This window comes from Streptomyces sp. NPDC002476, from assembly GCF_042889785.1.
In the GTDB taxonomy this organism is placed as follows: domain Bacteria; phylum Actinomycetota; class Actinomycetes; order Streptomycetales; family Streptomycetaceae; genus Streptomyces.
This window is the reverse complement of record NZ_JBIARH010000018.1, coordinates 99,212-124,301: the sequence shown is the minus strand read 5'-3', so window position 1 is coordinate 124,301 and position 25,090 is coordinate 99,212. Positions and strand designations below refer to the sequence as shown.

The 25,090-nt window shown below is 74.5% G+C and carries 18 protein-coding genes, 1 pseudogene and 1 riboswitch; of the genes and pseudogenes, 3 read left to right on the top strand and 16 right to left on the bottom strand.

All coding sequences use genetic code 11. The features are described from left to right. Positions 1-105: 105 nt before the first annotated feature. Positions 106-1,212: a pyridoxal-phosphate-dependent aminotransferase family protein gene (locus tag ACFYXM_RS21490; RefSeq protein ID WP_389291426.1), complete on the bottom strand. Its 1,107-nt coding sequence runs from the start codon at positions 1,210-1,212 to the stop codon at positions 106-108. A gap of 109 nt (positions 1,213-1,321) precedes the next feature. Here ACFYXM_RS21490 and ACFYXM_RS21485 point away from each other — a divergent pair, with 109 nt between their 5' ends. After that, complete coding sequence (locus ACFYXM_RS21485) at positions 1,322-2,422, top strand: amidohydrolase family protein (protein ID WP_389291425.1); 1,101 nt, start codon at positions 1,322-1,324, stop codon at positions 2,420-2,422. Positions 2,423-2,709: 287 nt separating this feature from the next. Continuing rightward, the gene (locus tag ACFYXM_RS21480) at positions 2,710-3,837 is read left to right on the top strand and encodes an SCO1860 family LAETG-anchored protein (RefSeq protein WP_389291423.1); all 1,128 of its coding nucleotides are present in this window, start codon (positions 2,710-2,712) and stop codon (positions 3,835-3,837) included. Between the two features lie 179 nt (positions 3,838-4,016). Here ACFYXM_RS21480 and cobC read toward each other — a convergent pair. The 15 genes and pseudogenes from cobC to ACFYXM_RS21405 all read right to left on the bottom strand — a co-directional run. Next, positions 4,017-5,159 (bottom strand): annotated as a pseudogene (cobC, locus tag ACFYXM_RS21475) (Rv2231c family pyridoxal phosphate-dependent protein CobC); the annotation flags it as partial. After that, on the bottom strand, positions 5,092-6,009 hold the full coding sequence (locus ACFYXM_RS21470) for a sirohydrochlorin chelatase (protein WP_389291422.1): 918 nt from the start codon (positions 6,007-6,009) through the stop codon (positions 5,092-5,094). The gene ACFYXM_RS21470 and the pseudogene cobC, both read right to left, overlap by 68 nt. Before the next feature lie 29 nt (positions 6,010-6,038). Continuing rightward, on the bottom strand, positions 6,039-6,659 hold the full coding sequence (locus ACFYXM_RS21465) for a precorrin-8X methylmutase (protein WP_389291421.1): 621 nt from the start codon (positions 6,657-6,659) through the stop codon (positions 6,039-6,041). Continuing rightward, the gene (cobJ, locus tag ACFYXM_RS21460; protein ID WP_389291419.1) at positions 6,656-8,401 is read right to left on the bottom strand and encodes a precorrin-3B C(17)-methyltransferase; all 1,746 of its coding nucleotides are present in this window, start codon (positions 8,399-8,401) and stop codon (positions 6,656-6,658) included. The genes ACFYXM_RS21465 and cobJ overlap by 4 nt, the downstream gene beginning before the upstream one ends. Then, the gene (cbiE, locus tag ACFYXM_RS21455) at positions 8,398-9,756 is read right to left on the bottom strand and encodes a precorrin-6y C5,15-methyltransferase (decarboxylating) subunit CbiE (RefSeq protein ID WP_389291418.1); all 1,359 of its coding nucleotides are present in this window, start codon (positions 9,754-9,756) and stop codon (positions 8,398-8,400) included. The genes cobJ and cbiE overlap by 4 nt, the downstream gene beginning before the upstream one ends. After that, positions 9,753-10,628 carry a precorrin-4 C(11)-methyltransferase gene (gene cobM / locus ACFYXM_RS21450; RefSeq protein ID WP_389291416.1) on the bottom strand — a complete coding sequence of 292 codons (876 nt, stop codon included), beginning with the start codon at positions 10,626-10,628 and terminating at the stop codon, positions 9,753-9,755. Before cobM ends, cbiE begins: the two co-directional genes overlap by 4 nt. 255 nt (positions 10,629-10,883) lie before the next feature. Further along, on the bottom strand, positions 10,884-11,630 hold the full coding sequence (gene cobI / locus ACFYXM_RS21445) for a precorrin-2 C(20)-methyltransferase (RefSeq protein ID WP_389291414.1): 747 nt from the start codon (positions 11,628-11,630) through the stop codon (positions 10,884-10,886). Continuing rightward, positions 11,627-12,997 (bottom strand): cobyrinate a,c-diamide synthase, encoded by a 1,371-nt coding sequence (locus ACFYXM_RS21440; protein WP_389291412.1) that lies wholly within the window; start codon positions 12,995-12,997, stop codon positions 11,627-11,629. Before ACFYXM_RS21440 ends, cobI begins: the two co-directional genes overlap by 4 nt. 43 nt (positions 12,998-13,040) lie before the next feature. Further along, positions 13,041-13,640, bottom strand: a complete 600-nt coding sequence (gene cobO / locus ACFYXM_RS21435; protein WP_351518273.1) for a cob(I)yrinic acid a,c-diamide adenosyltransferase — start codon at positions 13,638-13,640, stop codon at positions 13,041-13,043. Next, positions 13,640-15,658, bottom strand: coding sequence for a putative cobaltochelatase (locus ACFYXM_RS21430; protein WP_389291411.1), 2,019 nt, complete (start codon positions 15,656-15,658; stop codon positions 13,640-13,642). The genes cobO and ACFYXM_RS21430 overlap by 1 nt, the downstream gene beginning before the upstream one ends. Before the next feature lie 100 nt (positions 15,659-15,758). After that, positions 15,759-19,421, bottom strand: a complete 3,663-nt coding sequence (gene cobN / locus ACFYXM_RS21425) for a cobaltochelatase subunit CobN (RefSeq protein WP_389291409.1) — start codon at positions 19,419-19,421, stop codon at positions 15,759-15,761. After that, positions 19,418-20,959 carry a cobyric acid synthase gene (locus ACFYXM_RS21420; protein WP_389291407.1) on the bottom strand — a complete coding sequence of 514 codons (1,542 nt, stop codon included), beginning with the start codon at positions 20,957-20,959 and terminating at the stop codon, positions 19,418-19,420. Before ACFYXM_RS21420 ends, cobN begins: the two co-directional genes overlap by 4 nt. Further along, positions 20,956-22,032, bottom strand: a complete 1,077-nt coding sequence (locus ACFYXM_RS21415; protein ID WP_389291405.1) for a cobalamin biosynthesis protein — start codon at positions 22,030-22,032, stop codon at positions 20,956-20,958. The genes ACFYXM_RS21420 and ACFYXM_RS21415 overlap by 4 nt, the downstream gene beginning before the upstream one ends. A gap of 144 nt (positions 22,033-22,176) precedes the next feature. After that, positions 22,177-22,309: riboswitch (cobalamin riboswitch) on the bottom strand. A 182-nt stretch (positions 22,310-22,491) separates the two neighbouring features. Then, positions 22,492-22,722, bottom strand: a complete 231-nt coding sequence (locus ACFYXM_RS21410) for a hypothetical protein (RefSeq protein ID WP_389291403.1) — start codon at positions 22,720-22,722, stop codon at positions 22,492-22,494. Between the two features lie 75 nt (positions 22,723-22,797). Further along, complete coding sequence (locus ACFYXM_RS21405; protein ID WP_389291401.1) at positions 22,798-24,066, bottom strand: anion permease; 1,269 nt, start codon at positions 24,064-24,066, stop codon at positions 22,798-22,800. A gap of 214 nt (positions 24,067-24,280) precedes the next feature. Here ACFYXM_RS21405 and ACFYXM_RS21400 point away from each other — a divergent pair, with 214 nt between their 5' ends. Continuing rightward, positions 24,281-24,961, top strand: coding sequence for a class II aldolase/adducin family protein (locus tag ACFYXM_RS21400; RefSeq protein ID WP_389291399.1), 681 nt, complete (start codon positions 24,281-24,283; stop codon positions 24,959-24,961). Positions 24,962-25,090: the final 129 nt, after the last annotated feature.

Below are 25,090 nucleotides of genomic sequence, written 5' to 3'. Positions count from 1 at the left end.
AGGTCGGGTGTTTAGGGTTGGGGAAAGCGGGCAGAAGAATGCGGGAAGCTGCCCTGGATAAAGCAGCTCCCCGCATTTATGGAATATCGCGTGAACGGCGCGTATTTATGCGCTCGGCCAGGTTTCCGAAACGGCCTTGCGGGCAGTTTCGAAGTCGACCTGCCGGCCCGTGTCGGCCAGCGCCGCCCCCAGGGCCGCGAGCGAGGACTGCACCGCGCCCCGCGTCGCGTCCACACCGTAGTGATTGACCCGGATCATCTCCTTGGACAACGCACCCCCGCCCGCGATCAGCGGCAGCGAAGGATCGGCCGCCAGCGCCCGGGCGACCAGCTCCGCCGCGTCCGTGCCCTCGGGCGCGCGCAGGGTCGTCGCGACCGGCGCCGCGTCCCTCGCCTCGTGGACGTACGGCGTCAGCCCGCCGCCGAGCGCCAGCGCGCCCGCGCGCGTCGCCGCGGAGGCCGAGGCGTGCCGGGCCATCAGCGCGTCCAGCCCCTCGCTCTCGATCCGGTCCACGCACGCCTCCAGGGCCAGCATCTCCAGCTGGGCGGGGGCGTGCAGCAGCGCCTTGCGGCCACCGTCGATCCAGCGCTCCTTCCAGTCCAGGAGCGAGAGGTACGAGCGGCGCGGGGCCCTCGGGTTGGCCGCGATCCGCTCCCAGGCGCGCCCGCTCACCGACACCGCCGACACCCCGGCCGGGCCGCCCATCGCCTTCTGGGCGCCGATCACGCAGAGGTCGACGCCCCACGCGTCGGGCAGCAGCGGCTCGGCGCCCACCGAGGCGACGGCGTCCAGCATGAACAGCGCCCCGTGCGCGCGGACGACCTCGCCGATCTCCGCGACCGGGTTGGTGTTGCCCGTCGCCGCCTCGGCGTGGACCAGGGAGACGAAGTCGATCTCCGGGTGCTCGTCCAGCGCCCGCGCGACCTGGTCGGCGGTGACCGCGGTGTGGAACGGGACCGCCAGGTCGACGACCGCGGCGCCGCAGTCCCGCAGCCAGTTCCCGAAGGTCTGCCCGTACGGGCCGGTGACGACGTTCAGCGCGGTCGAACCGGGCCGGGCACCGCCCCGGATGCACCCTTCGAGCGGGAGCAGCGCCTCGCCCTGCATGATGACGACGTCCTGCTCGGTGGTCAGGAGGCCGGCCACCCGCTGCTCGATGGCCGCGAAGCGCGCGGCGGTGAGCGGGGCGAGGTCGAGGAACGGGTGTGTCACGGTGGTGCTCTCTTCGGATCGGGGGCCGTGCGCGGCGGTGCCGTGAACGGACGGGGCTACCGTCGAAGCGTACCGAGGGGCCCGGAAGGGGGCTCGTACAGTGCTGTTCATGAGTGATCGCAGAGCAGCGAGGGTGCTGCACGTGAAGGGGCGGGTGCTCGTCGGACCCGACGACGTCCGGGACGAACTCTGGGCCGTCGACGGGCGGATCACCTACGAGCGGCCGGCCGGGGCCGACGAGGCGGTGAGCGTCACCGGCTGGGCGCTGCCGGGGCTGGTCGACGCCCACTGCCATGTCGGGCTCGACCTGCACGGCGCCGTCGACGCCGTGACCAGCGAGAAGCAGGCGGTCGACGACCGGGAGGCGGGGGCGCTGCTGCTGCGGGACGCGGGTTCGCCCGCCGACACCCGGTGGATCGACGACCGCGAGGACCTGCCGAAGATCATCAGGGCCGGGCGGCACATCGCCAGGCCGCGCAGGTACACCCGGAACTACGCCCACGAGATCGAGCCGGAGGACCTCGTCGCGTACGTCGCGCAGGAGGCGCGCCGGGGCGACGGCTGGGTCAAGCTGGTCGGCGACTGGATCGACCGCGAGGTGGGCGACCTGGCCGCCTGCTGGCCCCGCGGGGCGGTCGAGGCGGCCATCGCCGAGGCGCACCGGCTGGGCGCCCGGGTCACCGCGCACTGCTTCGCGGAGGACTCGCTGCGCGATCTCGTCGAGGCCGGGATCGACTGTGTCGAGCACGCCACGGGACTGACCGAGGAGACGATCCCGCTGTTCGCCGAGCGCGGTGTCGCGATCGTCCCGACCCTGGTCAACATCGCCACGTTCCCCTCGCTCGCGGCGGGCGGCGACGCCAAGTTCCCGCGCTGGTCGGCCCATATGCGGCGGCTGCACGAGCGGCGCTACGACACGGTGCGCGCCGCCTACGACGCGGGGGTCCCGGTCTTCGTCGGCACGGACGCGGGCGGGGTGCTCGCCCACGGTCTGGTGGCGGACGAGGTCGCCGAACTGGTGAAGGCGGGCATTCCGCCCCTGGACGCGCTGTCCGCGACCACCTGGGGCGCCCGCGCATGGCTCGGGCGGCCGGCGCTGGAGGAGGGGGCCCCGGCGGACCTGGTCGTCTACGACGAGGACCCGCGGGCGGACGTGCGGGTGCTGGCGGCGCCGCGACGCGTCGTGCTGAACGGTCGCCTGATCGGCTGACGGCGGCCGGGGACGCGTGCCGTCTCGTCGAAGCACTTCCGCGTGCTCCCCGTCGCGGTCGGCCCCCGGGCCGTCCGCGCTCGGCGGAACGGGTGAGCCGGAGGAACGCGCGTACCAAGATATTCGAATAGAGGCACGGAAACGCCCCTTTAGGGTGAACTCGCTTCAGGTGTCTGCCGGTTCACCCTCTGTGCGCAAAGCTGTCGGGGTCGAGGCCGCCGGTGCCTGCGATGTCCCCCATTGGGCGGTACCGGTGGCTCCATGTCTCTTGTGGGGGTTCCACCATCTTGAACAGCAACACCTTCCGCCTGGCCGCCCTGGCGGTCGCCGCCGCTCCGGTCGCCCTGCTGGCCGCCTTCCCGGCGCAGGCCGCCGCCGCGACCGCCGCGACCGACGGCGACGGGAAGGCGAGCGCGGTCGTGCTCCGCGCCGCGCTCGACGTCTCTCTTCTGAACAAGGCGGTCGAAGTGCCGCTCAGGGCCTCGCTCAACGAGGTGCACGCACCGGCCGACGCCAAGCAGACCGCGCTCAGCGTGCGGCTCGACGGGGTGGACGGCGGCCGGCCGGTCAACGTGCTCAGCGCCGACGTGGCCACCTCGGACGCGACCGTCGACAAGCGCCGGGCCGAGGGCCACAGCAACGTGGTGAAGGCCCGGATCCACGTGCCCGGGCTGCCGGCGCTGCCGCTGGTCGAGGTCGAGAAGGTCACGTCCAGGGCGGTCTGCGAAGTGGGCCGCAAGCCGGTCGCCGAGTCGAACGTGCTGGGCCACGTGACGATCCTGGGGCAGCGGATCGACCTCTCCGCGGGCGGCACGACGCACATCGAGGTGCCGGCCGTGGGCGAGGTGACCCTCGACCTGTCGAAGAAGAGCACCACCTCGCGCACCGCGGCGGCGACCGCGCTGCAACTGAAGGTCTCCGTCAACCCGCTCAAGCTGAACGTCGCCGACGTGCAGGGCGAGGTCACCCTCGTCCAGGCGACCTGCGAGACCCCGAAGGACACCGGGACGGGCGGCAGCGACGGCGGCTCCGGCAACGGGGGGAGCGGAAGCTCCGGCGGTTCCGGCACCGGCGGATCGGGCAACGGCGGATCGGGCAACGGCGGCACGGACGGCGGTGGTTCGAACACCGGCGGCGCGAACAGCGGCGGCTCCGGGAACGGCGGGTCGGGCAACGGCGGCGCCGACGGCGGCGGTTCGAGCGACGGCGGCGCATCCGGGAACGGAGGCGGCAGCGCGGGTTCCACCGGCGGCGACGTGAAGCCCCAGACCGGCACCGGCCACGCCCCGGACGGCTCCAACCTCGCCGAGACCGGAGGCAGTTCCGCCACGCCGTACATCGCGGGCGGCGCCGCCGCGCTGCTGGCGGTGGGTGCCGGGGCGACGGTCCTGGCCAGGCGCCGCGCGCGGAGCTGAACGCGTCCGTGACCGAACGTGCCCGTGGCTGAACGGGCTCGCGAGCGATCCCGGGGCCGGTCGGTCCCTCCGGCCCCGGGGTCCGCGACGGACGTCCCCGTCCACGTGTGACGGTGGTCGGGTCCGGCTGTGCGTCGCCGCGGTCGGGTCCGTGCGCGACGGCGGTCGGCGCACGGACGTCAGCGCACGGACGTCAGCGACTGCAACGCCTGGTCGAGCGACTGGAGGAAGCAGTTGGTCGTCGTGCGCCCGCGCACCGCAAGCCGCAGCCACTGCGGCCCGAGCCCCGGGAACGTGTCCCCGCGACGTACCGCGAACCCCAGCACCCGCAGACGTTCGCGCACCTCGGCGGCCCGTTCCAGCCGCATCAGTACGAACGGGCCCTCGGCCGGTTCCGCGACCTCCACCTCGGTGAACTCCCGCAGCCCCGCCACCAGATGGGCCCGGTCCACCGCGATCCGCTCCGCCGCGGCGGCGGCCTCGGCCAGGGCCCGCGGCTCCATGCACGCCCCGGCCGCGGCCAGCGCCGGGGACGACACCGGCCACAGCGGCTGCGCCGCCTCCAGCGTGGCCACCGTCTCCGGGGCGGCCAGCACGTAACCGATCCTGAGCCCCGCGAGTCCCCACGTCTTGGTGAGGCTGCGCAGCACCACCAGGCCCGGCACGTCCGTCCGCCCGCACAGCGCCTCGCGTTCGCCCGGCACCGCGTCCATGAACGCCTCGTCGACCACCAGCGTCCGCCCGGGGCGCGCCAGTTCCTCCAGCACGGCCGCCGGATGCAGGACCGAGGTGGGATTGGTCGGATTACCGACCACCACCAGGTCCGCGTCCTTTGGCACGGCCGCCGGGTCCAGCCGGAAACCGTCCTCGGCCCGCAGCAGTACCCGCCGCACCTCGTGCCCGGCCGCGCACAAAGCCGCCTCCGGCTCCGTGAACTGCGGATGGACCACGACCGGGCGGCGGGCCGGCAGCGCACGCGCGATCAGCACGAACGCCTCCGCCGCACCCGCCGTCAGCAGGACCCGCTCGACGGGCAGCCCGTGCCGGGCCGCGACCGCCGCCCGCGCCGGACGCCCGTCCGGGTAGGCGGCGAGCGAGCCCAGCGCATCGGCGATCCGCTCCCTCAGCCAGGCCGGGGGAGTGTCCGCCCGTACGTTGACGGCGAGATCGGTCAGATCCCGGCCCCGTCCCCGTACCTCCGCGTCACCGTGGTGCCGCAGGTCGTACGTGCCCGCGCCTGTCGCGTCGGGACTTTCAGTGGGAGTGTGCATGACCGCCGTGGTGGTGGTGATGGTGGCCGTCGTCATCGGGGTGGAAGTGCGGCTGCTGTGGCAGCCCCACCTTGTCCTCGAAGCCCGGCAGCGCGATTCGGTACACGCATGAGTCGCAGTTCATCCGCAGATCGCCCTCGACCGCCTCCCCATAGCGCTCCATGACCAGGTCGTACAACTCCTCGGCCGCTCCGATGACCTCGGCGCAGCGGACGTCGAGCTCCGGGTGGGCGGCGGCCCACTCCTCGGCCTGATGACGGACCCGGTCCGGCAGGACACCCGTGAAGAGGAAGTACGGCAGAACGACTATGCGCCGGGCACCCAGCCTGACGCAACGGTCGAGACCCGACGGCACGTCCGGCGCCGCGAGCGAGACGAACGCCGTCTCCACCCCCGCGTAGCCACGGCCCTCCCAGAACAGCCGCGCCGCCTTGAACACCTCGGCGTTGGCGTCCGGGTCGGTGGAACCGCGCCCGACCAGCAGCACGGTCGTCTCGGAGCGGTCGGTGTCGCCCAGCACCTCGTCCACCCGGCGCTCCAGCACCTTCAGCAGCTCCGGGTGCGGGCCGAGCGGGCGGCCGTAGGTGTACGCGATGCCGGGGTGGCGGTCCTTCTCGCGGGCCAGCGCCGCCGGGATGTCCCCCTTGGCGTGCCCGGCCGACACCAGCATCAGCGGCACGGCGGCGAAGCGCCGGACACCGCGCTCCACCAGCTCGGTCACGGCGTCGCCGAGCGGCGGCGGGGACAGCTCGATGAAGCCGCCCGCGACGGGCAGTTCGGGCCTGCGGCGGCCCAGTTCGGCGACGAAATCGCGGAACGCGGCGGCGCCGCCGTCGTCCCTGGTGCCGTGACCGGCGACGAGCAGGGCGGGTCGGTCGGACGGGGTGGCGGGGGTGGTCACAGGCTCTCCTCGGTGCGATTCACGGTGGTTCATGGGGACTCGGCGGCGTTGGTGGCTTTCATGGTGTCCATGGGGGAGTGGTACAGCAGGGCGTTGAGCGCGGCCGACGCGACGGCCGAGCCGCCCTTCTCGGACACGTTGCTCACGGCGGGCAGACCGCTCGCGCGCAGCGCCGCCTTCGACTCGGTCGCGCCGACGAAACCGACCGGCAGCCCGATGACGAGCGCGGGCGCGGCATCGAGGACGAGCAGTTCCTCCAGCGCGGTGGGCGCGTTGCCGATCACCCAGATCGCGCCGGGCCCGACCTCCTCGTACGCGAGCCGGATCGCGTGGGCCGAACGCGTCAGGCCGGGGCCGGACCTGGCCCGACGCAGACGGCACACGGTCTCGCGCCGGGTGATGCCCGCCGCGACCATCTCCACGTCGGTGACGACCGGCGCCCCGGCGTGCAGCGCCGCGTGCCCGGTGACCAGCGTCGCCTCGTCGCAGACCAGGTCCGTCGCGTAGTCGAGGTCCGCCGCGGAGTGGACGACCCGCTCCACGACCGCCCGGGTCAGCGGCGGGAAGTGCGAGGTGTCCAGGCGGGCGCGCAGCCGCCGGTAGGACTCCTGCTCGATGGGGTGGACGGTCCGCTCCCAGGGACGGTTCATCGCCCGCCCTCCCCGGTCCCGGCGGCCGACTGCCAGCGGTAGCCGCGCGGCGTCACCATGCGGCCCGCGATCCGCCGGGTGGCCGTGTTGCCGACCGTCACCACCGTCATCATGTCCACGGTCGCCGGGTCCAGGGCGGCCAGGGAGGTCACCCGGGCGCTCTCGTCCGGGCGCGACGCGTTGCGCACCACACCGACCGGAGTGGCCGGGTCCCGGCGCTCCGCCAGGATCGACAGCGCCTCGGGAAGCTGCCAGGCGCGGCCCCGGCTGCGCGGGTTGTAGAACGTCACGACGATGTCGGCGTCGGCCGCGGCCCGCACCCGGCGCTCGATGACCTCCCACGGCGTGTGCAGGTCGGAGAGGCTGATCGACACGTGGTCGTGGCCCAGCGGGGCGCCCAGGACCGCGGCGGCGGCCAGCGCGGCCGTCACCCCCGGCACGCCGACCACGTCGATGTCGCCGCCGGCCTCGGCGAGCGCGGGCGACGCCATCGCGTACACGCCCGCGTCACCGCTGCCGATCAACGCCACCGCACGGCCCTCGCGCGCCTCGGCGACCGCGGTGCGGGCCCGCTCCTCCTCGGCGCCGAGCCCCGACTCCAGGACCGTGGTGCCGGGCCGCAGCAGATCCCTGATCTGGTCCACGTACTGGTCGAGCCCGACCAGCACCGAGGCCCGCCGCAGCTCCTCCCGGGCCCGGGGCGTCAGCAGGTCGCGCGCGCCCGGTCCGAGACCGACCACGGCCAGTCGCCCGCGCGGGGCACGGCGCACCACCGCGCACGTCGCCATCGCCGCCCGCCCCCCGGAGCCGGGAGGCGGCGTCGACTTCTGCTTCGGCACGAGGAGTTCGCCCCCTTCCGCGAGCGCGGCGGCCTCCGCGACCGACGGCGTCCCGACGGCGGCGAGCGGCGCGCCCGACGGGTTGGGCACCTCGACCCGGGCCAGCGCCTCGGCCGCGTACGTCCGCAGCGGAACGCCCAGCCGCGCGGCGGCGGCGACGATCCCGGGTTCGTCCGCCTTCGCGTCGACCGTCACCAGTTCGGCGACGCTCAGCGGCGAGAGCCCGGCCTCGCGCAGGGCGTCGTGGACCAGGCCCACGACCTCGTCCACCGGCGCCCCCCTGGACGCGCCGACGCCGACCGCGAGCGACGCGGGCCGCACCACGGCCCGCCGTGCCCCGGACTCCACGAGCCGGTCGGTGATGTGCAGCACCGCGGCGTCCGCCGGGTCCGGGAGCGCGGAACCGGGGGCCACGTTCGGCGGCAGCGCGGGCAGCGGCCACACCGCGTCCGCCCGCAGTTCCACCGGGGCCCCGTCGAGCATCGCCCGCGACACCCCGGCCACATCGCCCTCCACCGGGAGGCCCAGCATGTCCAGGCCCAGAAGTCCGGCCGCGTCCGTCGCGGTCGTCACCACCGGGGCCGCGCCCAGGACCTCGCCGACCGCCTCGGCCAGCGCGTTCGCCCCGCCGGCGTGCCCGCCCAGCAGCGCCACCGCGTGGCGGCCCGCCTCGTCGACACAGACGACGCCCGGGTCCGCGGACTTGTCGGACAGCAGCGGCGCGAGCAGCCGCACCACGGCCCCCGTCGCCAGGAAGCAGACCAGCTGCTCGCACTCGGCGAACGCCCGGTGCACGGCCTCGCGCACCGGCCCCTCGTAGACCATGGCACGACCGGGCCAGGCCGCGGCCAGCCGGTCGCGGGCGGCGGCGCCCGCCGCCGTCGCGGAAATCAGGCCGATCACTGGGTCGCTCCTTCACTTGCGCCGACACGCGCGGCAGCCATGCCCGCACGCTCGCCTGCCTGGGCCGCGGGGCGGGTGCCCCACAGCAGAAATACCGGATTGGTCGCGGCGAGCCGGGTCACCTCACCGGGCAGCGGCGCCAGCCGGGAGGACTGCAGCAGCACGCCCTCGGGCTCCAGCCCGGCACCGGCCAGCGCCGCACGCACCTGCGGCACCCGGTCCAGGGCGGCCAGCGCCACCACCACGGTGCGCCGCGCACGCCGGGCGCACGCCGTCACGACGGCGGGCAGTTCGCGCCCGCCGCCGCCGACGAACACGGCGTCCGGGTCGGCCAGATCGTCGAGCGCGGCCGGGGCCGAACCGTGCACCACGTCGACGTACACCCCGTGCGCGGACGCGTTCGCCCGGATCCGCCCGACCCCGTCCGCGGCCTTCTCCACGGCGACGGCCGCGGCGCCGAGCCGCGCGCACTCCACCGCCACCGAACCCGATCCGGCACCGATGTCCCACACCAGATCACCGGTGCGCGGGCCCAGCCGGGCCAGGGCCAGGGCCCGCACCTCGAACTTGGTGATCATCGAGTCGCGGTGCTCGAACTCGGTCTCCTCCAGCGCCCATCGGCCCGGCCCCGCGGACGGCCCCGCGAGGGTCCGCGCCGGGGACGGCGCCCGGGACTCGTCCAGGCACAGCACCACGCTCACCGGATCCGGCCAGTCGCGGGCCACCGCCTCGGCGGGGGTGAGCCGTTCGACGCGCTCGCGCCGCGGATCGCCGAGCGCCGTCGCCACGACGAGCGTGCGCCCCCCGGCCCCGTGGACCAGCCCGGCCGCGAGCTCCGCCGGTCCGGCGCCGGGGCCGGTCAGCACAGCCACCTTCGGGTGCGCCAGACACGCGTGGACGGCGGTGCGCGGGTCCCGTCCGTGCGCGCTGACCACGACCGCGTCGTCCCACGTCAGCCCGAGCCGGGCGAACGCGACCGCGACGGACGGCGCACCCGGCCGCACATCGAGCGCGTCCGCCCCGAACCGCTCGGCGAGCGCCCGTACGATCCCGAAGAATCCCGGGTCGCCGGAGGCCAGCACGACCACCCGTGCCTCGTCCCGGGCCAGGTGCTCGGCGACCCGGTCGAGCGCGGGCGCCAGCGGACCGAGCGCGATCCGTCCGACATGCCCGGCGTCCCCGGTGTCCGTGCCCGGGTACGCGGCCTCCAGGTGGCGCCGGGCGCCGATCACCAGCGTGGCCGCCTCCAGCGCCTCCCGGGCCTCGGGGCCGAGCGGCTCGCCCGTCCCCGTGCCGAAGACCCGGATCGGCGCGGCCGTCCGCGCTCCGGCCCCCCTGCCGTGAGCGCCGCTCACGAGCCGGACCGCTGGGCGCGCAACTCGGCCCGCGCCGCCCTGTCGGCCTTGCGGAAGCCGTGGAAGTGGCCCGGGTGGTAGAGGTGCGAGCGCGTCCCCGACGACGACAGCGCCGGGCCGACGAGGAAGAGGGTGTGTTTCCAGAGCCTGTGCTCCTTGACCGTCTCCTCCAGGGTTCCGACCGTGCAGCGCAGGATCAGCTCCTCCGGCCAGGTCGCCTGGTACGCGATCACGACCGGCGTCGACGTCGGGTATCCGCCCTCCAGCAGCTCCTGGGTGAGCTGGCCGGAGCGGGCCGCCGACAGGAACAGCGCCATCGTGGTGCCGTGGCGCGCGAACTCCCGCACCTCCTCGCCCGGCGGCATCGGCGTCTTGCCGCCGCCGAGCCGGGTCAGGATCACCGACTGCGCGACCTCCGGGATCGTCAGCTCCCGCTGCGCGATCGCCGCGACCGCCGAGAACGACGACACCCCCGGCACGACCTCGACCGCCACGCCCAGCTCGGCGCACCGGTCGATCTGCTCCTGGGTGCCGCCCCACAGCGCCGGGTCGCCGGAGTGGATGCGGGCCACCTTCAGCCCCTCGGCGGCGGCGCGTTCGTACACGGCGACGACCTGTTCCAGCGACATCCGCGCCGAGTCGAGGATCTCCGCGCCCTCCCGGGCGTGCTCCAGGACCTCCGCCTGCACCAGGCTCGCCGCCCAGATGACGACGTCGGCGTCCGCGATGGCCCGCGCCGCCCGGAAGGTCAGCAGATCGGCGGCACCGGGTCCGGCACCGACGAACGTCACCCGGCCTCGGGCGGCCGCGTCGACCGCTGCGGACGTGTCGGCCGGGTCGACGGCTGCGGCCGCGTCGGCTGCTTCGGACATGGGACGGGTCCTTTCAGAAAGGGAACATGCGGGGCCCACCGGGCGTACGGCGCCCATGGGGCCTGCGTGGCATGGGGGGTTTCAGGGGCGCGGGGGATCAGGGGCGGAGGGGAGAAGCCGGGGCAGGAGCGGCGGGAGACGGAGCGGGTCCGCCGGGACGCGCCCCACGGCGTCGACCGGCCGACGGGTACCGCGGGCGGTGCGCGTGGCACCCGACGGCGCCGACCGGACACCGCGACACCGCCCGCGCGCGCCTCACAGCTTCCCGCCCCGCCCGCCGTCGCGCGGCGCGGGCGCGATCAGCGTCGACAGATACGGCAACGGCCCCTCGTCCAGGTCCGCCGCCGGCCGGATCGACTCCTCGGGCAGCCCGAGCGCCGAACCCCACACCGCGTCCTCGGCGCGGCCGGTCTCCCGCAGCGCCGCGGCCACCTCCGCCGCCAGCCGGCCGAACTTGTATGCGACGACCGTCCCCGGGCCTTCGAGCGCCCGCCTCAGCACCGCCGCGCCCGCCGTCACCGGCACCAGCGTCAACGGCTCCGTGCCCTCCGTCAGCACCGCGCCGCTGCGGGCGGCCAGGTCCTGCATGGCCGTGATCCCGGGCACCGTCTCCACGGCCGTCCCCGGCAGCAGCGCGCCGATCGTCTGGGCCAGATACGTGAACGTCGAGTACACGTTGGGGTCGCCGATCGTCGCGAACGCCACCGAGCCGTGCGTCCGCAGCAGCTCCGCGACCCGCTCACCGGCCGCGTCCCACGCAGCCTCCCGGCGCGCCCGGTCGCTGCGCTCGTTGAGCGCGAACACCACGCGCACGACCTTCTCGGAGGGCACGTAGTGCAGCACGGTCGCCTCGGCCCGCCCCCGCTCACCGGTGTCCATCACCGGTACGACGACCACCGCGGCGTCCCGCAGCGCGTTCACGCCCTTGACGGTCACCAGCTCCGGGTCACCGGGCCCGACACCGACGCCGATCAGCCTGCTTTCACCCTGACCGTGGTTCATCCCTCACACCTCTCGACGAATCGTCGGGCCGCAGCGGGCGTGGCGGCCCAGTGCGTATGCAGATAGCTCGCGTGCACGCCCCGCCGTACGAATCCCTCCACGCGCCGCTCCGGCTGGTGCAGGCCCCACGCGGGACGCTCTCCCGCGCCCGGTTCCAGGACCGTGCGGTGGAACTCGTGCCCGCGCGTGCGCGTCCCGGACACCGCCAGCACGCTGTCGCAGACCGCCACGGCGTCCCGGTAGCCGAGCGTCAGCCGCTCCGACATCCGTGCCTCGGCGTCCAGCACCCCGCACATCGGCAGCCCGTCGAGCGAACGCGTCAGATACAGCAGCCCCGCGCACTCGGCGGCCACCGGAGCCCCGGACTCCGCCAGCCCGGCGACGGCCCCGCGCAGCGCCGCGTTGGCGGACAGCTCCGAGGCGTACACCTCCGGGAAGCCCCCGCCGATCACCAGCCCGCGCGTGCCCTCGGGCAGCGCCTCGTCCCGCAACGGGTCGAACGGGACCACCTCGCCGCCGGCGGCGGCGAGCAGTTCGGTGTGCTCGGCGTACGAGAACGTGAACGCGGCCCCGGCCGCGACGGCGACCCTGCGCGGACCCGGGGTGGTCCGGGCGACGGGTCCGCCGCACGCGTCCACCGCCGCCGCGGGGTCCCACGCCTCGCCGGGCACGCCGGGCGCGGAGCGGGCCAGCGCCCACAGCGCGTCCAGGTCGCAGCCCGCCCGCACCCGGTCCGCCATCGCCGCGACCGCGTCCAGCGCGTCGCGCCGCCGCTCGGCCACCGGCACCAGCCCCAGATGCCGTGACGGCACCGACACCTTCTCCGTCCGCCGCAGCACCCCCAGCACCGGCACGCCCGACTCGTCCAACGCCTCCCGCAACAGCGCCTCGTGGCGCGGCGAGCCGACCTTGTTGAGAACCACCCCGCCGATCCGTACCTCCGGATCCCACGAGGCGAAGCCGTGCACCAGCGCGGCCACCGAGCGGGACTGCGACGAGGCGTCGACGACCAGCACCACAGGCGCCCGCAGCAGTTTCGCCACCTGCGCGGTCGACGCCAGCTCGCCGTTCCCCGCGGCGCCGTCGTACAGGCCCATCACGCCCTCGACGACCGCCAGGTCGCAGCCGCGCGCCCCGTGCGCGAACAGCGGAGCCACCAGCTCCGGGCCGCACAGGTACGCGTCGAGGTTGCGACCCGGCCGGCCCGTGGCCAGGGCGTGGAAGCCGGGGTCGATGTAGTCGGGCCCCACCTTGTGCGGGGACACGGCCAGACCCCGCCCCGCGAAGGCCGCCATCAGGCCCGTGGCCACGGTCGTCTTGCCGCTCCCCGACGCGGGCGCGGCGATCACCAGACGTGGAACGTTCACCGGACACCACTCACCGCTCGCCCGGCGCCCGGCCGCCGCGCGCTCACCATTCGATGCCCCGCTGGCCCTTCTGACCGGCGTCCATCGGGTGCTTGACCTTCGACATGTCGGTCACCAGATCGGCGGCGTCCACCAGCTCCGGCGGCGCGTTGCGACCGGTGACGACGACGTGCTGGGTACCGGGACGGCTCCGCAGCACCTCGACCACCTCGGCGGTGTCGACCCAGCCCCAGTGCATCGGGTACGCGAACTCGTCGAGGACGTACAGCCGGTACGTCTCGGCGGCCAGATCGCGCTTGACCTGCTCCCAGCCCTCGCGGGCCGCCTCCTCGTTGTTCAGCTGCCGGTCGCGCTGCACCCACGACCAGCCCTCGCCCATCTTGTGCCAGGCGACGGTGCCGCCCTCGCCGCTGGCGCCGAGGACCTTCAGCGCGTTCTCCTCGCCGACCTTCCACTTCGCCGACTTGACGAACTGGAAGACCCCGATCGGCCAGCCCTGATTCCAGGCGCGCAGCGCGAGCCCGAAGGCCGCCGTCGACTTCCCCTTCCCGATGCCGGTGTGCACCACCAGCAGCGGACGGTTGCGGCGCTGACGGGTGGTGAGCCCGTCGTCCGGCACGCTGACCGGCTGTCCCTTCGGCATTACGCCGCCCTCCTGCCGGTTCCCCGGACGTCCTTGACCAGACCCGCGATCGAGTCGGCCCGCAGCTCGTCGAGCGTGACGGCGACCGAACCCAGATCGCGGGCGAGATTCGCCGCGAGGCCGAGCCGCACCGGGCCCGACTCGCAGTCCACGACGACGGAGGCGGTGCCCTCCGCCGCGTGCAGCCGCGCCGCCCGCGACGCCAGCGCCACCGGCTCCGGCCCGCCCGTCGCCCGGCCGTCGGTCACCACGACCAGCAGCGGACGCCGCGACGGATCGCGCATCCGCTCCACGCGCAGAACCTCATGGGCCTTCAGCAGCCCGGCCGCGACGGGGGTGCGCCCGCCGGTCGGCAGCGCCTCCAGCCGTGCCGCCGCCGCGTCCACCGACGACGTCGGCGGCAGCGCCACCTCGGCGTCCCGGCCCCGGAACGTGACCAGCCCGACCTTGTCCCGCCGCTGGTACGCGTCCAGCAGCAGCGACAGCACCGCGCCCTTCACGGCGCCCATCCGCTGCCGGGCGGCCATCGACCCGGAGGCGTCCACCACGAACAGCACCAGGTTGCCCTCGCGCCCCTCCCGGGTCGCCTGCCGCAGATCGTCCCGCCGCACCACCAGCCCCGGCCCCGACCGCCCGCGCGCCCGCTGGTGCGGGGCCGCGGCCCGCACGGTCGCCGCCAGATGCAGCTTGGTCAGCGCCCCGTGCGGACGGCGCGCGCCGGTGGTGCGCCCGTGCTCGGTGCGCGCCCGGGAGCGCCGCCCCGCCGCGCCCTCGCCCAGACCGGGCACGCTCAGCGTCTTCGCGCGGAACGGCTCGGCGGCCCGTACCGGCTGCTGCTCACCGCCGCCGGACGCCCGCCCCCGCTCCTGCTCGCCGCCCTGCTCGGGAACGGCGGGGTCGGGCGTGTCACCGGCCTCCGTGTCGGGCCGCGGCGGAGTGTCCGGGCCGTCGCCCCGCGGGGGCCGGCCGCCGCCGTCGGGGCCGTCCGGGTCCGGGTCGTCGTCCTCGCCGCCGTGCTGCTCCAGCGCCTCGTCGAGCTTGTCCTCGTCCAGGCCCGGAGCGTCGAACGGGTTGCGCCTGCGGCGGTGCGGGAGCGCGAGCAGGGCGGCCTGCCGCACGTCCTCGGCCAGCACGTCCGTACGCCCCGCCCAGGCGGCCAGCGCGGTGGCGGTCCGCGCCATCACGATGTCCGCGCGCATCCCGTCCACCTCGAACGCCGCGCAGGTCGCCGCGATCTGCCGCAACGCCCCGTCCCCGAGCCGCACCTCGGGAAGCAGCGCCCGCGCGGCGGCGATCCGCGCCCGCAGCGCCGCCTCCTCGTCGGCCCACCTCGCGGCGAAGGCGGCGGGATCGGCGTCGTACGCGAGGCGCCGGCGCACCACCTCGACCCGCTGGTCGGTGTCGCGGGACGCGGCGACCTCCACGGTCAGCCCGAACCGGTCCAGCAACTGTGGCCGCAGCTCGCCCTCTTCGGGGTTCATCGTGCCGACGAGCAGGAACCGGGCGGCGTGCCGGACCGAGACCCCCTCGCGCTCCACGTACGAGGCGCCCATGGCCGCCGCGTCCAGCAGCAGGTCCACGAGATGGTCGTGGAGCAGGTTGACCTCGTCGACGTACAGGATCCCGCGGTGGGCGTCGGCGAGGAGTCCCGGCTCGAACGCTTTCACGCCCTCGGACAGCGCCCGCTCGATGTCGAGCGCCCCGACCAGCCGGTCCTCCGACGCGCCGACCGGCAGCTCCACCGTCCGGGCGGCCCGTGCCGTCCCGGACCCGGCCTCGTGCGGGCCGTCCGGGCACGCGGGATCGGGCGCCGCGGGGGCGCAGGAGAACCGGCAGCCGGGAACCACCTCGACCTCGGGCATCAGCGCGGCGAGCGCCCGCACCGCGGTGGACTTGGCGGTGCCCTTCTCGCCGCGCACCAGCACGCCGCCGACCGCGGGCGAGACCGCGTTCAGCAGCAGCCCGAGCCGCAGATCGTCCTGCCCGACGAGGGCGGTGAAGGGGTACGGCGTGTTCACGGTGCCTCCTTGGATGAACGGCGTGATGTCACTGCCCCCGACGCGGGGGAGGGAAGCCCTCGGGCGCCCGCTCGTCGCTCTCCGGGAAACCTCCGGGTGCTCACTCGTCGCCCTCCAGATCGCCTTCGAGCTCCAGGTACGTGGCCCGCAGCCGTTCCAGGGTCTTTGCGTCCGGCTCCGCCCACAGCCCGCGCTCGGCCGCCTCCAGCAGCCGTTCCGAGATCCCGCGCAGCGCCCAGGGATTGGACTTCTTCATGAAGTCGCGGTTGGTCTCGTCGAAGACGTACTCGGCCGACAGCTTCTCGTACATCCAGTCGTCGACGACCCCGGCCGTGGCGTCGTACCCGAAGAGGTAGTCCACGGTCGCGGCCATCTCGAAGGCGCCCTTGTACCCGTGGCGCCGCATCGCCGCCATCCACCGCGGGTTCACCACCCGCGCCCGGAACACCCGGTGCGTCTCCTCGCCCAGCGTCCGCGTGCGCACCTGGTCCGGCGTGGCGCTGTCCCCGACGTACGCCTCGGGCGAGGTGCCGGTCAGATGCCGCACCATGGCGACCATGCCGCCGTGGTACTGGAAGTAGTCGTCCGCGTCGACCAGGTCGTGCTCGCGGGTGTCGACGTTCTTCGCCGCCACCGCGATCCGCCGGAAAGCCGTCTCCATGTCCCCGCGCGCCGCCCGCCCGTCGAGCCCGCGCCCGTACGCGTAACCGCCCCACACCGCGTACACCTCGGCCAGGTCCGCGTCCGAGCGCCAGTTCCGGGCGTCGATCAGCGGCAGCAGACCCGCCCCGTACGCCCCCGGCTTCGACCCGAAGACGCGGGCCGTGGCCCGGCGCCGGTCGCCGTGGACCGCCGTGTCCTCGTCGGCGTGCGCCCGTACGTAGTTGGACCCGGCCGGCTCGTCCAGCTCCGCCACCGCCCGCACCGCGTCGTCGATCAGCCCCACCACGTGCGGGAACGCGTCCCGGAAGAATCCGGAGATGCGCACCGTCACGTCGATGCGCGGACGCCCCAGCTCGTTCGGGGGCACCACCTCGAAGCCGGTCACCCGGCGCGAGGCGTCGTCCCATACCGGACGGCAGCCCAGCAGCGCCAGGACCTCCGCGATGTCGTCGCCCTGCGTGCGCATCGCGGACGTGCCCCACACGGTCAGGCCCACCGACTTCGGGTACTCGCCCGTGTCCGCGAGGTAGCGGGTGATCAGCGAGTCCGCGAGCGACTGCCCGACCTCCCAGCTCAGCCGCGACGGAATCGCCTTCGGGTCCACCGAGTAGAAGTTCCGGCCCGTCGGCAGCACATTGACCAGACCGCGCGTCGGTGAGCCGGACGGGCCCGCCGGGACGAAGCCGCCGCGCAGCGCCCGCAGGATGTGACCGATCTCGTCCGTCGTCCGGGCCAGCCGGGGCACGACCTCCTCGCACGCGAAGCCCAGCACGGCGATGGCGTCCGGGAGTTCGTGGCCCAGCGTTTCCCGCACCAGCCGCGCCGCGCCCGCCACGTCCCAGCCGCGCTCCTCCATGCCCTCCGCGAGGCGGCGGCACAGCTTCTCCAGCAGATCGATCGCGTCCGCGCCGGTGCGCGCCGGACCGTCGACCAGTCCGGTCAGCTCCGCCGGCACCTTCACCGGGGCGCCCGGCTCGGCCAGCAACTCCCGTTCGCTCAGCCCGAAGTGGGCCGCGATCGAGGCCCGCAGACCCGGCAGAGCGTTCGCCGTGCCGCCCCACACCTGGGACGCGCGCAGCACCGCCAGCACCAGGTTGACCCGCGCCTCGCCGACCGGGCCGCCGCCCAGGACGTGCAGGCCGTCGCGGATCTGCACGTCCTTGATCTCGCACAGGTAGCCGTCGATGTGCATGACGAACTCGTCGAACGCGTCGTCGTCCGGCTGCTCGTCGACATGCAGGTCGTGATGGAGCTCGGCGGCCTTCACCAGCGTCCAGATCTGCGCCCGCACCGCCGGGGCCTTCGCCGGGTCCAGATCGCTGACCAGCGCGTACTCGTCGAGCAGCTGCTCCAGCTTGGCCAGGTCGCCGTAGGTGTCGGCACGCGCCATCGGCGGCACCAGATGGTCCACCACCGTGGCGTGCCCGCGCCGCTTGGCCTGGGTGCCCTCACCGGGGTCGTTGACGATGAACGGGTAGACCAGCGGGAGTTCGCCCAGCACCGCGTCCGGTCCGCAGCCCGCGGACAGGCCCAGGCCCTTGCCCGGCAGCCACTCCATCGTGCCGTGCTTGCCCATGTGCACGACGGCGTCCGCGCCGAACGAGTTCTCCAGCCAGCGGTACGTCGCCATGTAGTGGTGCGACGGCGGCATGTCCGGGTCGTGGTAGATCGCGATCGGGTTCTCCCCGAAGCCGCGCGGCGGCTGGATCAGCACCACCACGTTCCCGAACCGGAGCGAGGCCAGGACGATCTCGTCGCCGTCCACGTACAGCGAGCCCGGCGGTTCCCCCCAGTGCTCCAGCATCGAGCCCCGCAACTCCGGGTCCAGCGTGCCGAACCAGGCCCGGTAGTCGGCCAGCGGCACCCGCGCGGGGGCGGCCGCGAGCTGCTCCTCGGTCAGCCACTCCACGTCGTGGCCACCGGCCTGGATGAGACGGTGGATCAGCTCGTCGCCGTTGTCCGGATATCCGCCGACCGTGTATCCGGCGCCGCGCAGGGCGTCCAGGACCCGCACCGCCGACGCGGGCGTGTCCAGGCCGACCGCGTTGCCGACCCGGGAGTGCTTGGTGGGATAGGCGGTGAAGACCAGGGCGAGCTTCTTCTCGGCGTTCGGCTTGTGCCGGAGCGCGGCGTGCCGCACGGCGATCCCGGCGACGCGCGCGGCCCGTTCCGGATCGGCCCGGTACACCGGCACGTCGTCCGGGCCCTGCTCCTTGAACGAGAACGGCACGGTGATCAGCCGGCCGTCGAACTCGGGAATCGCCACCTGCATCGCCGCGTCCATCGGGGACAGCGCGGCGTCCGACGCCTCCCACGCGGCGCGCGACGAGGTCAGGCACAGGCCCTGGAGCACCGGGATGTCCAGCTCCGCGAGCGCGCCGATGTCCCATGCCTCCTCCTCGCCCCCGGCCGAGGCGTCCGACGCGCGCGTGCCGCCCGCCGCCAGGACCGTGGCGACCAGGGCGTCCGCCCGGCCCAGCAGCTCGTACAGACCGGCGTCCGCGCCGCGCAGCGAACCGCAGTACACCGGCAGGGCGTTGGCGCCGCGCGCCTCGACGGCCTCGCACAGCACGTCCACGAACGAGGTGTTCCCGGACAGTTCGTGCGCCCGGTAGAACAGCACCCCGACGGTCGGACGGCCCTCGGCGAACTCCCGGTCGCCGCGCACGCCCCACTCCGGCATCCGCTGCGGTTCGGCGAAGCCGTGACCGGTCAGCAGCACCGTGTCGGAGAGGAAACGGGTCAGCTCCACCAGGTTCCCCGGACCGCCCTCCACCAGGTAGCGCAGCGCCTCCGCGACGACCCCGGCGGGCACGGACGACTCGGCCATCAGCTCCGCGTCCGGCACGGTCTCGCCGCCCAGCAGCACGGTCGGGATGCCGGACGCCCGCAGCACGGCCAGGCCGTCCTCCCAGGCACGCTTGCCGCCGAGCAGCCGGACGACGGCGACGGAGGCGCCCGCGATCAGCGCGGGCAGTTCCTCGTGCACGTCGACACGCGTGGGGTTGCCGATCCGGTAGGGCGCGCCGGAGGCGCGGGCGGCGAGCAGGTCCGTGTCGGCGGTCGACAGCAACAGCACGGTGCTCGTGGGGGCGTTCATACGCGTGCTCCAGGTACTCCGGGGGCGATGAAGGGAAGTCCGGACGGCGCGCCCGACTCGATGAGCCGGAGCAGCGCGCCGGTGTCGGCGTGTTCTTCGATCAGGTCGCCGAGGCGGTCGAGCTGTTCCTCGCGCAGCTCGGCGAAACGGGTGTCCGGGGAGGGGACGAAACGCCGGCCCGCGGCGCGCGCCACCTCGGTCAGGAAACGGCGGCGGAACACGTCGCTCTCCAGCGAGCCGTGCCAGTGGGTGCCCCACACGGCTCCGGCCCGGCAGCCGTCCAGGGCGCGGCCCCGGCCGTCGGTGAAGAACGGCTCGCCGCCGCGCACGTCGGCGACGCCGTGGTGGATCTCGTAGCCCTCGACCGGCGCGCCGAACGCCTCCCCGACGGGCCGGGCCAGGGTCTTCTCGCGGTCGAACCGGACACGCAGCGGCAGCAGCCCGAGCCCGTCGACGTGCCCGGCCCGGGATTCGACCTCGTCCTCGATGTGCTCGCCGAGGACCTGGTAGCCGCCGCAGATGCCGAGCACCGGCCGGCCCTCGGCGGCACGCCGGGCCAGGGCGTCGGCGAGCCCGCGCTCGCGCAGCCAGGCCAGCGCCCCGACCGTGCCCCGGGTGCCGGGCACGACGACGAGGTCGGCGTCGGCGAACTCCTCGGCGCGGTCCACGAAGCGGACGACGACGCCCGGTTCGGCGGCCAGCGCGTCCACGTCGGTGAAGTTCGACATCAGGGGCACGGCGCACACCGCGACCCGCAGTACGTCCTCGCCGTGCGGCGGCGCGATCACCGACTCGCGCACGGCGCCGCGCAGCGAGACCCGGAGCCCGTCCTCCTCGTCGATGCCGAGGCCGTGCGCGAAGGGCAGCACCCCGTAGGTCGGGCGGCCGGTGATCTCGCGCAGCATCTCCAGGCCCGGCTCCAGCAGCGACACGTCGCCGCGGAACTTGTTCACGAGATAGCCCGCGACCAGCGCCTGGTCCTCGGCGCAGAGCAGCGCCGTCGTACCGAAGAACGACGCGAAGACGCCGCCCCGGTCGATGTCCCCGACCACCACCACCGGGAAGCGCGCCGCCCGGGCGATGCCCATGTTCACGATGTCCGTGCGCCGCAGATTGATCTCGGCCGGGCTTCCGGCCCCCTCGCAGATCACCGCGTCGTACGTGCTCCGCAGCCGCTCCAGGCAGTCCACGACCGTGCCGAGCAGGGCCTCCTGCCGTCCGCCGTGGTAACCGCGCGCGCTCATCTCGCCCACCGGCCTGCCCATCAGGACGACCTGGCTGGAGCGGTCCCCGCCGGGCTTGAGCAGCACCGGGTTCATCAGCGCGGACGGCTCCACCCGGGCGGCCGCGGCCTGCATGGCCTGGGCACGGCCGATCTCGGCGCCCTCCCGGGTGACGTAGGAGTTCAGCGACATGTTCTGCGCCTTGAAGGGCGCCACCTTCACGCCCCGGCGCGCGAGCCAGCGGCAGATGCCCGCCGTGACGACGCTCTTGCCCGCGTCCGAGGTGGTCCCGGCGACCAGGAGTCCGCCGCTCATGTCCGTCTCCGTCCTGCGCTCGGGCCTTTCGCGGTCAGGAGCCGCGCGGCCCCCGCGGCGGCGCCGCCCATGCCCGCGGGCCGCGCGCCCGTGATCCGTCCCCGTCCCGTGCCCCGTACGTCCGCGAGCCGTCGCGCGGCGAGACCCGCGCCCAGCCGCGTGGCCACGCACACACCGAGGGCCAGCAGGCCCACCCGGCGCGAGAGCCGCACCGCGCGCTCGATGTCCGCGGTCTCCACCGCCCGGCCCGTCTCCCCGTTCAGCACCGGGCGGTGCTCCACCCGGCCCCCGTACGCCAGCGTTCCGCCCAGGCGCACGCCCAGCGCGCCCGCGAACGACGCCTCCACCGGGCCCGCGTTGGGGCTCGGGTGCTTCGCCGCGTCGGCCCGCCAGGCCCGTACCGCCTCGCGCGGCCGTCCGCCGGCGACCACGGCGAGCACGGCGGTCAGCCGGGCGCCCGGCCATCCCGCGAGGTCGTCGAGGCGGGCCGAGGCCCAGCCGTAGCGCCGGTGGCGGGGCGACTTGTGGCCGACCATCGCGTCCAGGGTGTTGACCGCGCGGAAGCCGACGAGGCCGGGCACACCGGCCAGCGCCCCCCACACCAGGGCGCCCACCACGGCGTCCGAGGTGTTCTCGGCCACGGACTCCACCACGGCGCGGGCGATCTGCGGCCCGTCCAGGGAGTGCGGGTCGCGTCCGCACAGATGCGGCAGGCGTTCCCGGGCCACCGCGACGTCCCCGACGGCCAGGGCGCCGCCGACGGCCCGTGCCTCCCGCCCCAGCGAGGTGCCGCCGACCACGGACCAGGTGGCGGCCGCGGTCAGCGCGACGGAGGCGGCGGGGTGACGGCGTGCGGCACGGCTGAGCAGCGCCGCACCGCCCACGGCGCCTCCGGCGCAGACGAGGGTGTGCAGCGCGCCCCACCCGCGGTGGTCGCGCCACAGACGGCGTTCGACGCCCGCCGCGGCCTGCCCGAAGGCGGCGACCGGGTGCCCCCTGCGGGGGTCACCGAGCAGCAGATCGCCGATCAGACCGGCCGTGGCGCCGTACGCGAATACGCGATCGGCACGCATGGCTCAGCCGGCCGTCGTGCCTCGGAGGACCTTCGTACGGGCGGCTCTCGGCGAGAGCGCCGGGGCAAGGGACGCACGGCTGCCAGGCATGGCGAAATGTCCTCACTCAGGGTCCGCGCCCTGGTTCGACGTGACCGGCGACGAGAGTCTCCTGGCTCCCGGATCCGCGATTCCCCCGGCCTTCCAGCCCGCTCGCGCGCGCCGTGACTTCCCGGTGTGGGGGACCGCTCCCCGGTGACAGTGGCGGGACCGCGCCGGATTCGCACCGGCTTCCTCTGCTGTCGCCGTAAATGGCTCCGGCAGTCCACCACGCTCTGCGAACGCCCGTCAACCCGCCGTTGACCTGCGGCGGGGCAGTGTGCTGAGGCCCACATCGGGACGGGGACACGTCGACGGGCCGGACACGCGAGGTGCGTCCGGCCCGTCGGGGCTGCGAAAAGGAGGTGCGAGGGGAAGGGCTCAGGCGACGATCAGATAGATCCCGTACGCGACCGCCGCCGCGCACAGCACGAAGCAGACGTACGCGCCCGCGCGCGCCAGTACCCGTGAGCCGCCGGAGCCGCCCTGGGCCGCCGCCTCGGGCTGCTTGGCGAGACCGACGATGCCGAGGGTGAAGACGCCCACCAGCGCGACGGTGACGACGAGGGAGACACCGAAGACGGAGCCGAGGGCTGCCCAGTCGATTTTCATGCTGCTTCCTTAGACGGTCTGCGGACGGTCCGCGTGACCGGTCCGGTGCCGGTCACGGCACTTTCGAAACACGCCCTAGACGGCGGCGGGACGCGCCGGGTCCTGGGCGGCGGCGGCCGCGGCGGCGGGCGTGGCCGGGATGATGGTCATGAGGTCCTGCGCTGCGGCGGTGGGCGGCGGGCTGACGGCGGCGATGGCCGTGGTGACGACGCCCGCGGGTTCGACGGCGCTCTCCGAGGGCGCGACGTCCCCGTGGCCGACCGGCTTGCGGCGCGAGATCAGCCAGATCGAGCCGGAGCCCACGACCAGCAGCGCCGCGACCACGACGACGCCCCAGGTGCCCTGCTTGGTCAGGAGCTCGGCGCCCGCGCCGACCAGGCCCGCGGCCGGCAGGGTCAGGCCCCACGCGACGAACATCCGGGTGGCGGTGGACCAGCGGACCACGCCGCCCCGGCGGCCGAGGCCCGCGCCCATCACGGCGCCGGAGCAGGACTGGGTGGTGGACAGGGAGAAACCGAGGTGCGAGGAGGCGAGGATGACCGTGGCCGCGCTGGTCTGGGCGGCGAAGCCCTGCGGCGGCCTGAGGTCGGTGAGGCCGCTGCCCATGGTGCGGATGATGCGCCAGCCGCCCAGGTAGGTGCCGAGCGCGATGGCCGTACCGGCGGAGACGATGACCCAGACCGGCGGGTTGGCGCCGGGGTGCAGCACACCACTGGTGACCAGGGCCAGGGTGATGATGCCCATGGTCTTCTGCGCGTCGTTGGTGCCGTGGGCGAGGGAGACCAGTCCGGCCGAGGCGATCTGACCGGCGCGGTAGCCCTTGGCGGTGGCCTTCTCCTGGGCCTCGTCACGGATCTTCCCGCCGATCCGGTACGTCAGCCGCGTGGCCAGCAGCGCGGCGAACCCGGCGACGATCGGGGCGGCGACCGCGGGGATCAGCACCTTGGTGACGACCGTGCCGCCGTTGACCGAGGACCAGCCGGCCGACATGACCGCGGCGCCGATCAGGCCGCCGAACAGGGCGTGCGAGGAGCTGGACGGCAGTCCGACCAGCCAGGTCAGCAGATTCCACAGGATGGCGCCGACGAGTGCCGCGAAGATGACCTCCGTGCGCAGCCCGTCCTCATTGATGATCCCGCCGGAGATCGTCTTGGCGACCTCCACGGACAGGAACGCGCCGACGAGGTTGAGAACGGCGGACATGGCCACCGCGGTCTTCGGTCTGAGTGCGCCGGTCGAGATGGTGGTGGCCATCGCGTTGGCGGTGTCATGGAAACCGTTCGTGAAATCGAACACTAGAGCTGTCACGATCACAATCGCGAGAAGCAGCGTGATGTGTTCCATTTACCCAGGCAATCGTTCGACGTCATTGGCAGGTTGACGGTAGGCAACCTTGGTGAACGGGAGATGAACTGAGCGGGGCTTCATGGTGTCCCTGGGGGCGCTTCGGGGCGGTTCGCGGCCATGGTGCCCGCCGCCCGCGCCCCGTCGTCACTCTTCGTGGTTCCTTCGGTCGGTCGTGTATACGTACGCCCGGCGGGCTGACAGGATCACGGTCATGAGCGATCAGCGACGGGACGTGAGCGATCAGCGACAAGGTGCGATCGAACAAGCCTGGGCCGATCTCGTCACCACCGCCCGCAGGACGGCGGCGGACGGCCTGGTCGTCGGCACCTCGGGCAACGTGTCGGCCCGGGTCGGCGACACGATCCTGGTCACCCCGAGCGGCGTGCCCTACGACCGGCTCGGCCGGCAGGACGTGGTCGGTGTCGATCCGGAAGGAAACCAGGTCCTCGGCGTACTGACCCCCACCAGCGAACTCCCGCTCCACCTCGCGGTCTACCGGAACACCGACGCGGCGGCCGTCGTGCACACCCACGCGGTGCACGCCACGGCGGTCTCCACCCTGGTCCCCGAGGTCCCGTCGATCCACTACGCCGCCGCCATGCTCGGGGGACCGGTGCGGGTGGCGGCCTACGCGCGCTACGGGACCGAGGAACTGGCCGCGAACATGCTGGACGCCCTGCGCGACCGCACCGGCTGCCTGCTCCGCAACCACGGCACCGTCACCCACGGAGCCACCCTGGACGAGGCGTACGACCGGACCGCGCAGCTGGAATGGCTCTGCCGGCTCTGGCTCGCCGCCGTCTCCGTGCCCGGACTGTCCCCGGCCCTGCTCACCCCGGCCCAGTTGGACGACGTACGGGAGGCGCTGAAGGGATACGGGCAGACGCGCTGACCCCGCCGGGCCCGGCGAACGGCCCGTTCCGCCCCCGCCGAGCGGCCGTTTCCGCCTTCCGTTTCGCCTTCCGCTTCCGCCTTCCGCTTTCGTCTTCCGCCGCGCGCCCGACGGCGGCCCGTGCCGTCC

What these genes read in the sequence shown, in the direction of transcription:
- ACFYXM_RS21485 (WP_389291425.1), top strand. Translation starts at nt 1,322, where the DNA reads ATGAGTGATCGCAGAGCAGCGAGGGTGCTGCACGTGAAGGGGCGGGTG.
- ACFYXM_RS21465 (WP_389291421.1), bottom strand. Translation starts at nt 6,659, where the DNA reads ATGAACCGTCCCTGGGAGCGGACCGTCCACCCCATCGAGCAGGAGTCC.
- cobM (WP_389291416.1), bottom strand. Translation starts at nt 10,628, where the DNA reads ATGTCCGAAGCAGCCGACGCGGCCGCAGCCGTCGACCCGGCCGACACG.
- cobI (WP_389291414.1), bottom strand. Translation starts at nt 11,630, where the DNA reads ATGAACCACGGTCAGGGTGAAAGCAGGCTGATCGGCGTCGGTGTCGGG.
- cobO (WP_351518273.1), bottom strand. Translation starts at nt 13,640, where the DNA reads ATGCCGAAGGGACAGCCGGTCAGCGTGCCGGACGACGGGCTCACCACC.
- cobN (WP_389291409.1), bottom strand. Translation starts at nt 19,421, where the DNA reads ATGAACGCCCCCACGAGCACCGTGCTGTTGCTGTCGACCGCCGACACG.
- ACFYXM_RS21420 (WP_389291407.1), bottom strand. Translation starts at nt 20,959, where the DNA reads ATGAGCGGCGGACTCCTGGTCGCCGGGACCACCTCGGACGCGGGCAAG.
- ACFYXM_RS21415 (WP_389291405.1), bottom strand. Translation starts at nt 22,032, where the DNA reads ATGCGTGCCGATCGCGTATTCGCGTACGGCGCCACGGCCGGTCTGATC.
- ACFYXM_RS21410 (WP_389291403.1), bottom strand. Translation starts at nt 22,722, where the DNA reads ATGAAAATCGACTGGGCAGCCCTCGGCTCCGTCTTCGGTGTCTCCCTC.
- ACFYXM_RS21405 (WP_389291401.1), bottom strand. Translation starts at nt 24,066, where the DNA reads ATGGAACACATCACGCTGCTTCTCGCGATTGTGATCGTGACAGCTCTA.
- ACFYXM_RS21400 (WP_389291399.1), top strand. Translation starts at nt 24,281, where the DNA reads ATGAGCGATCAGCGACGGGACGTGAGCGATCAGCGACAAGGTGCGATC.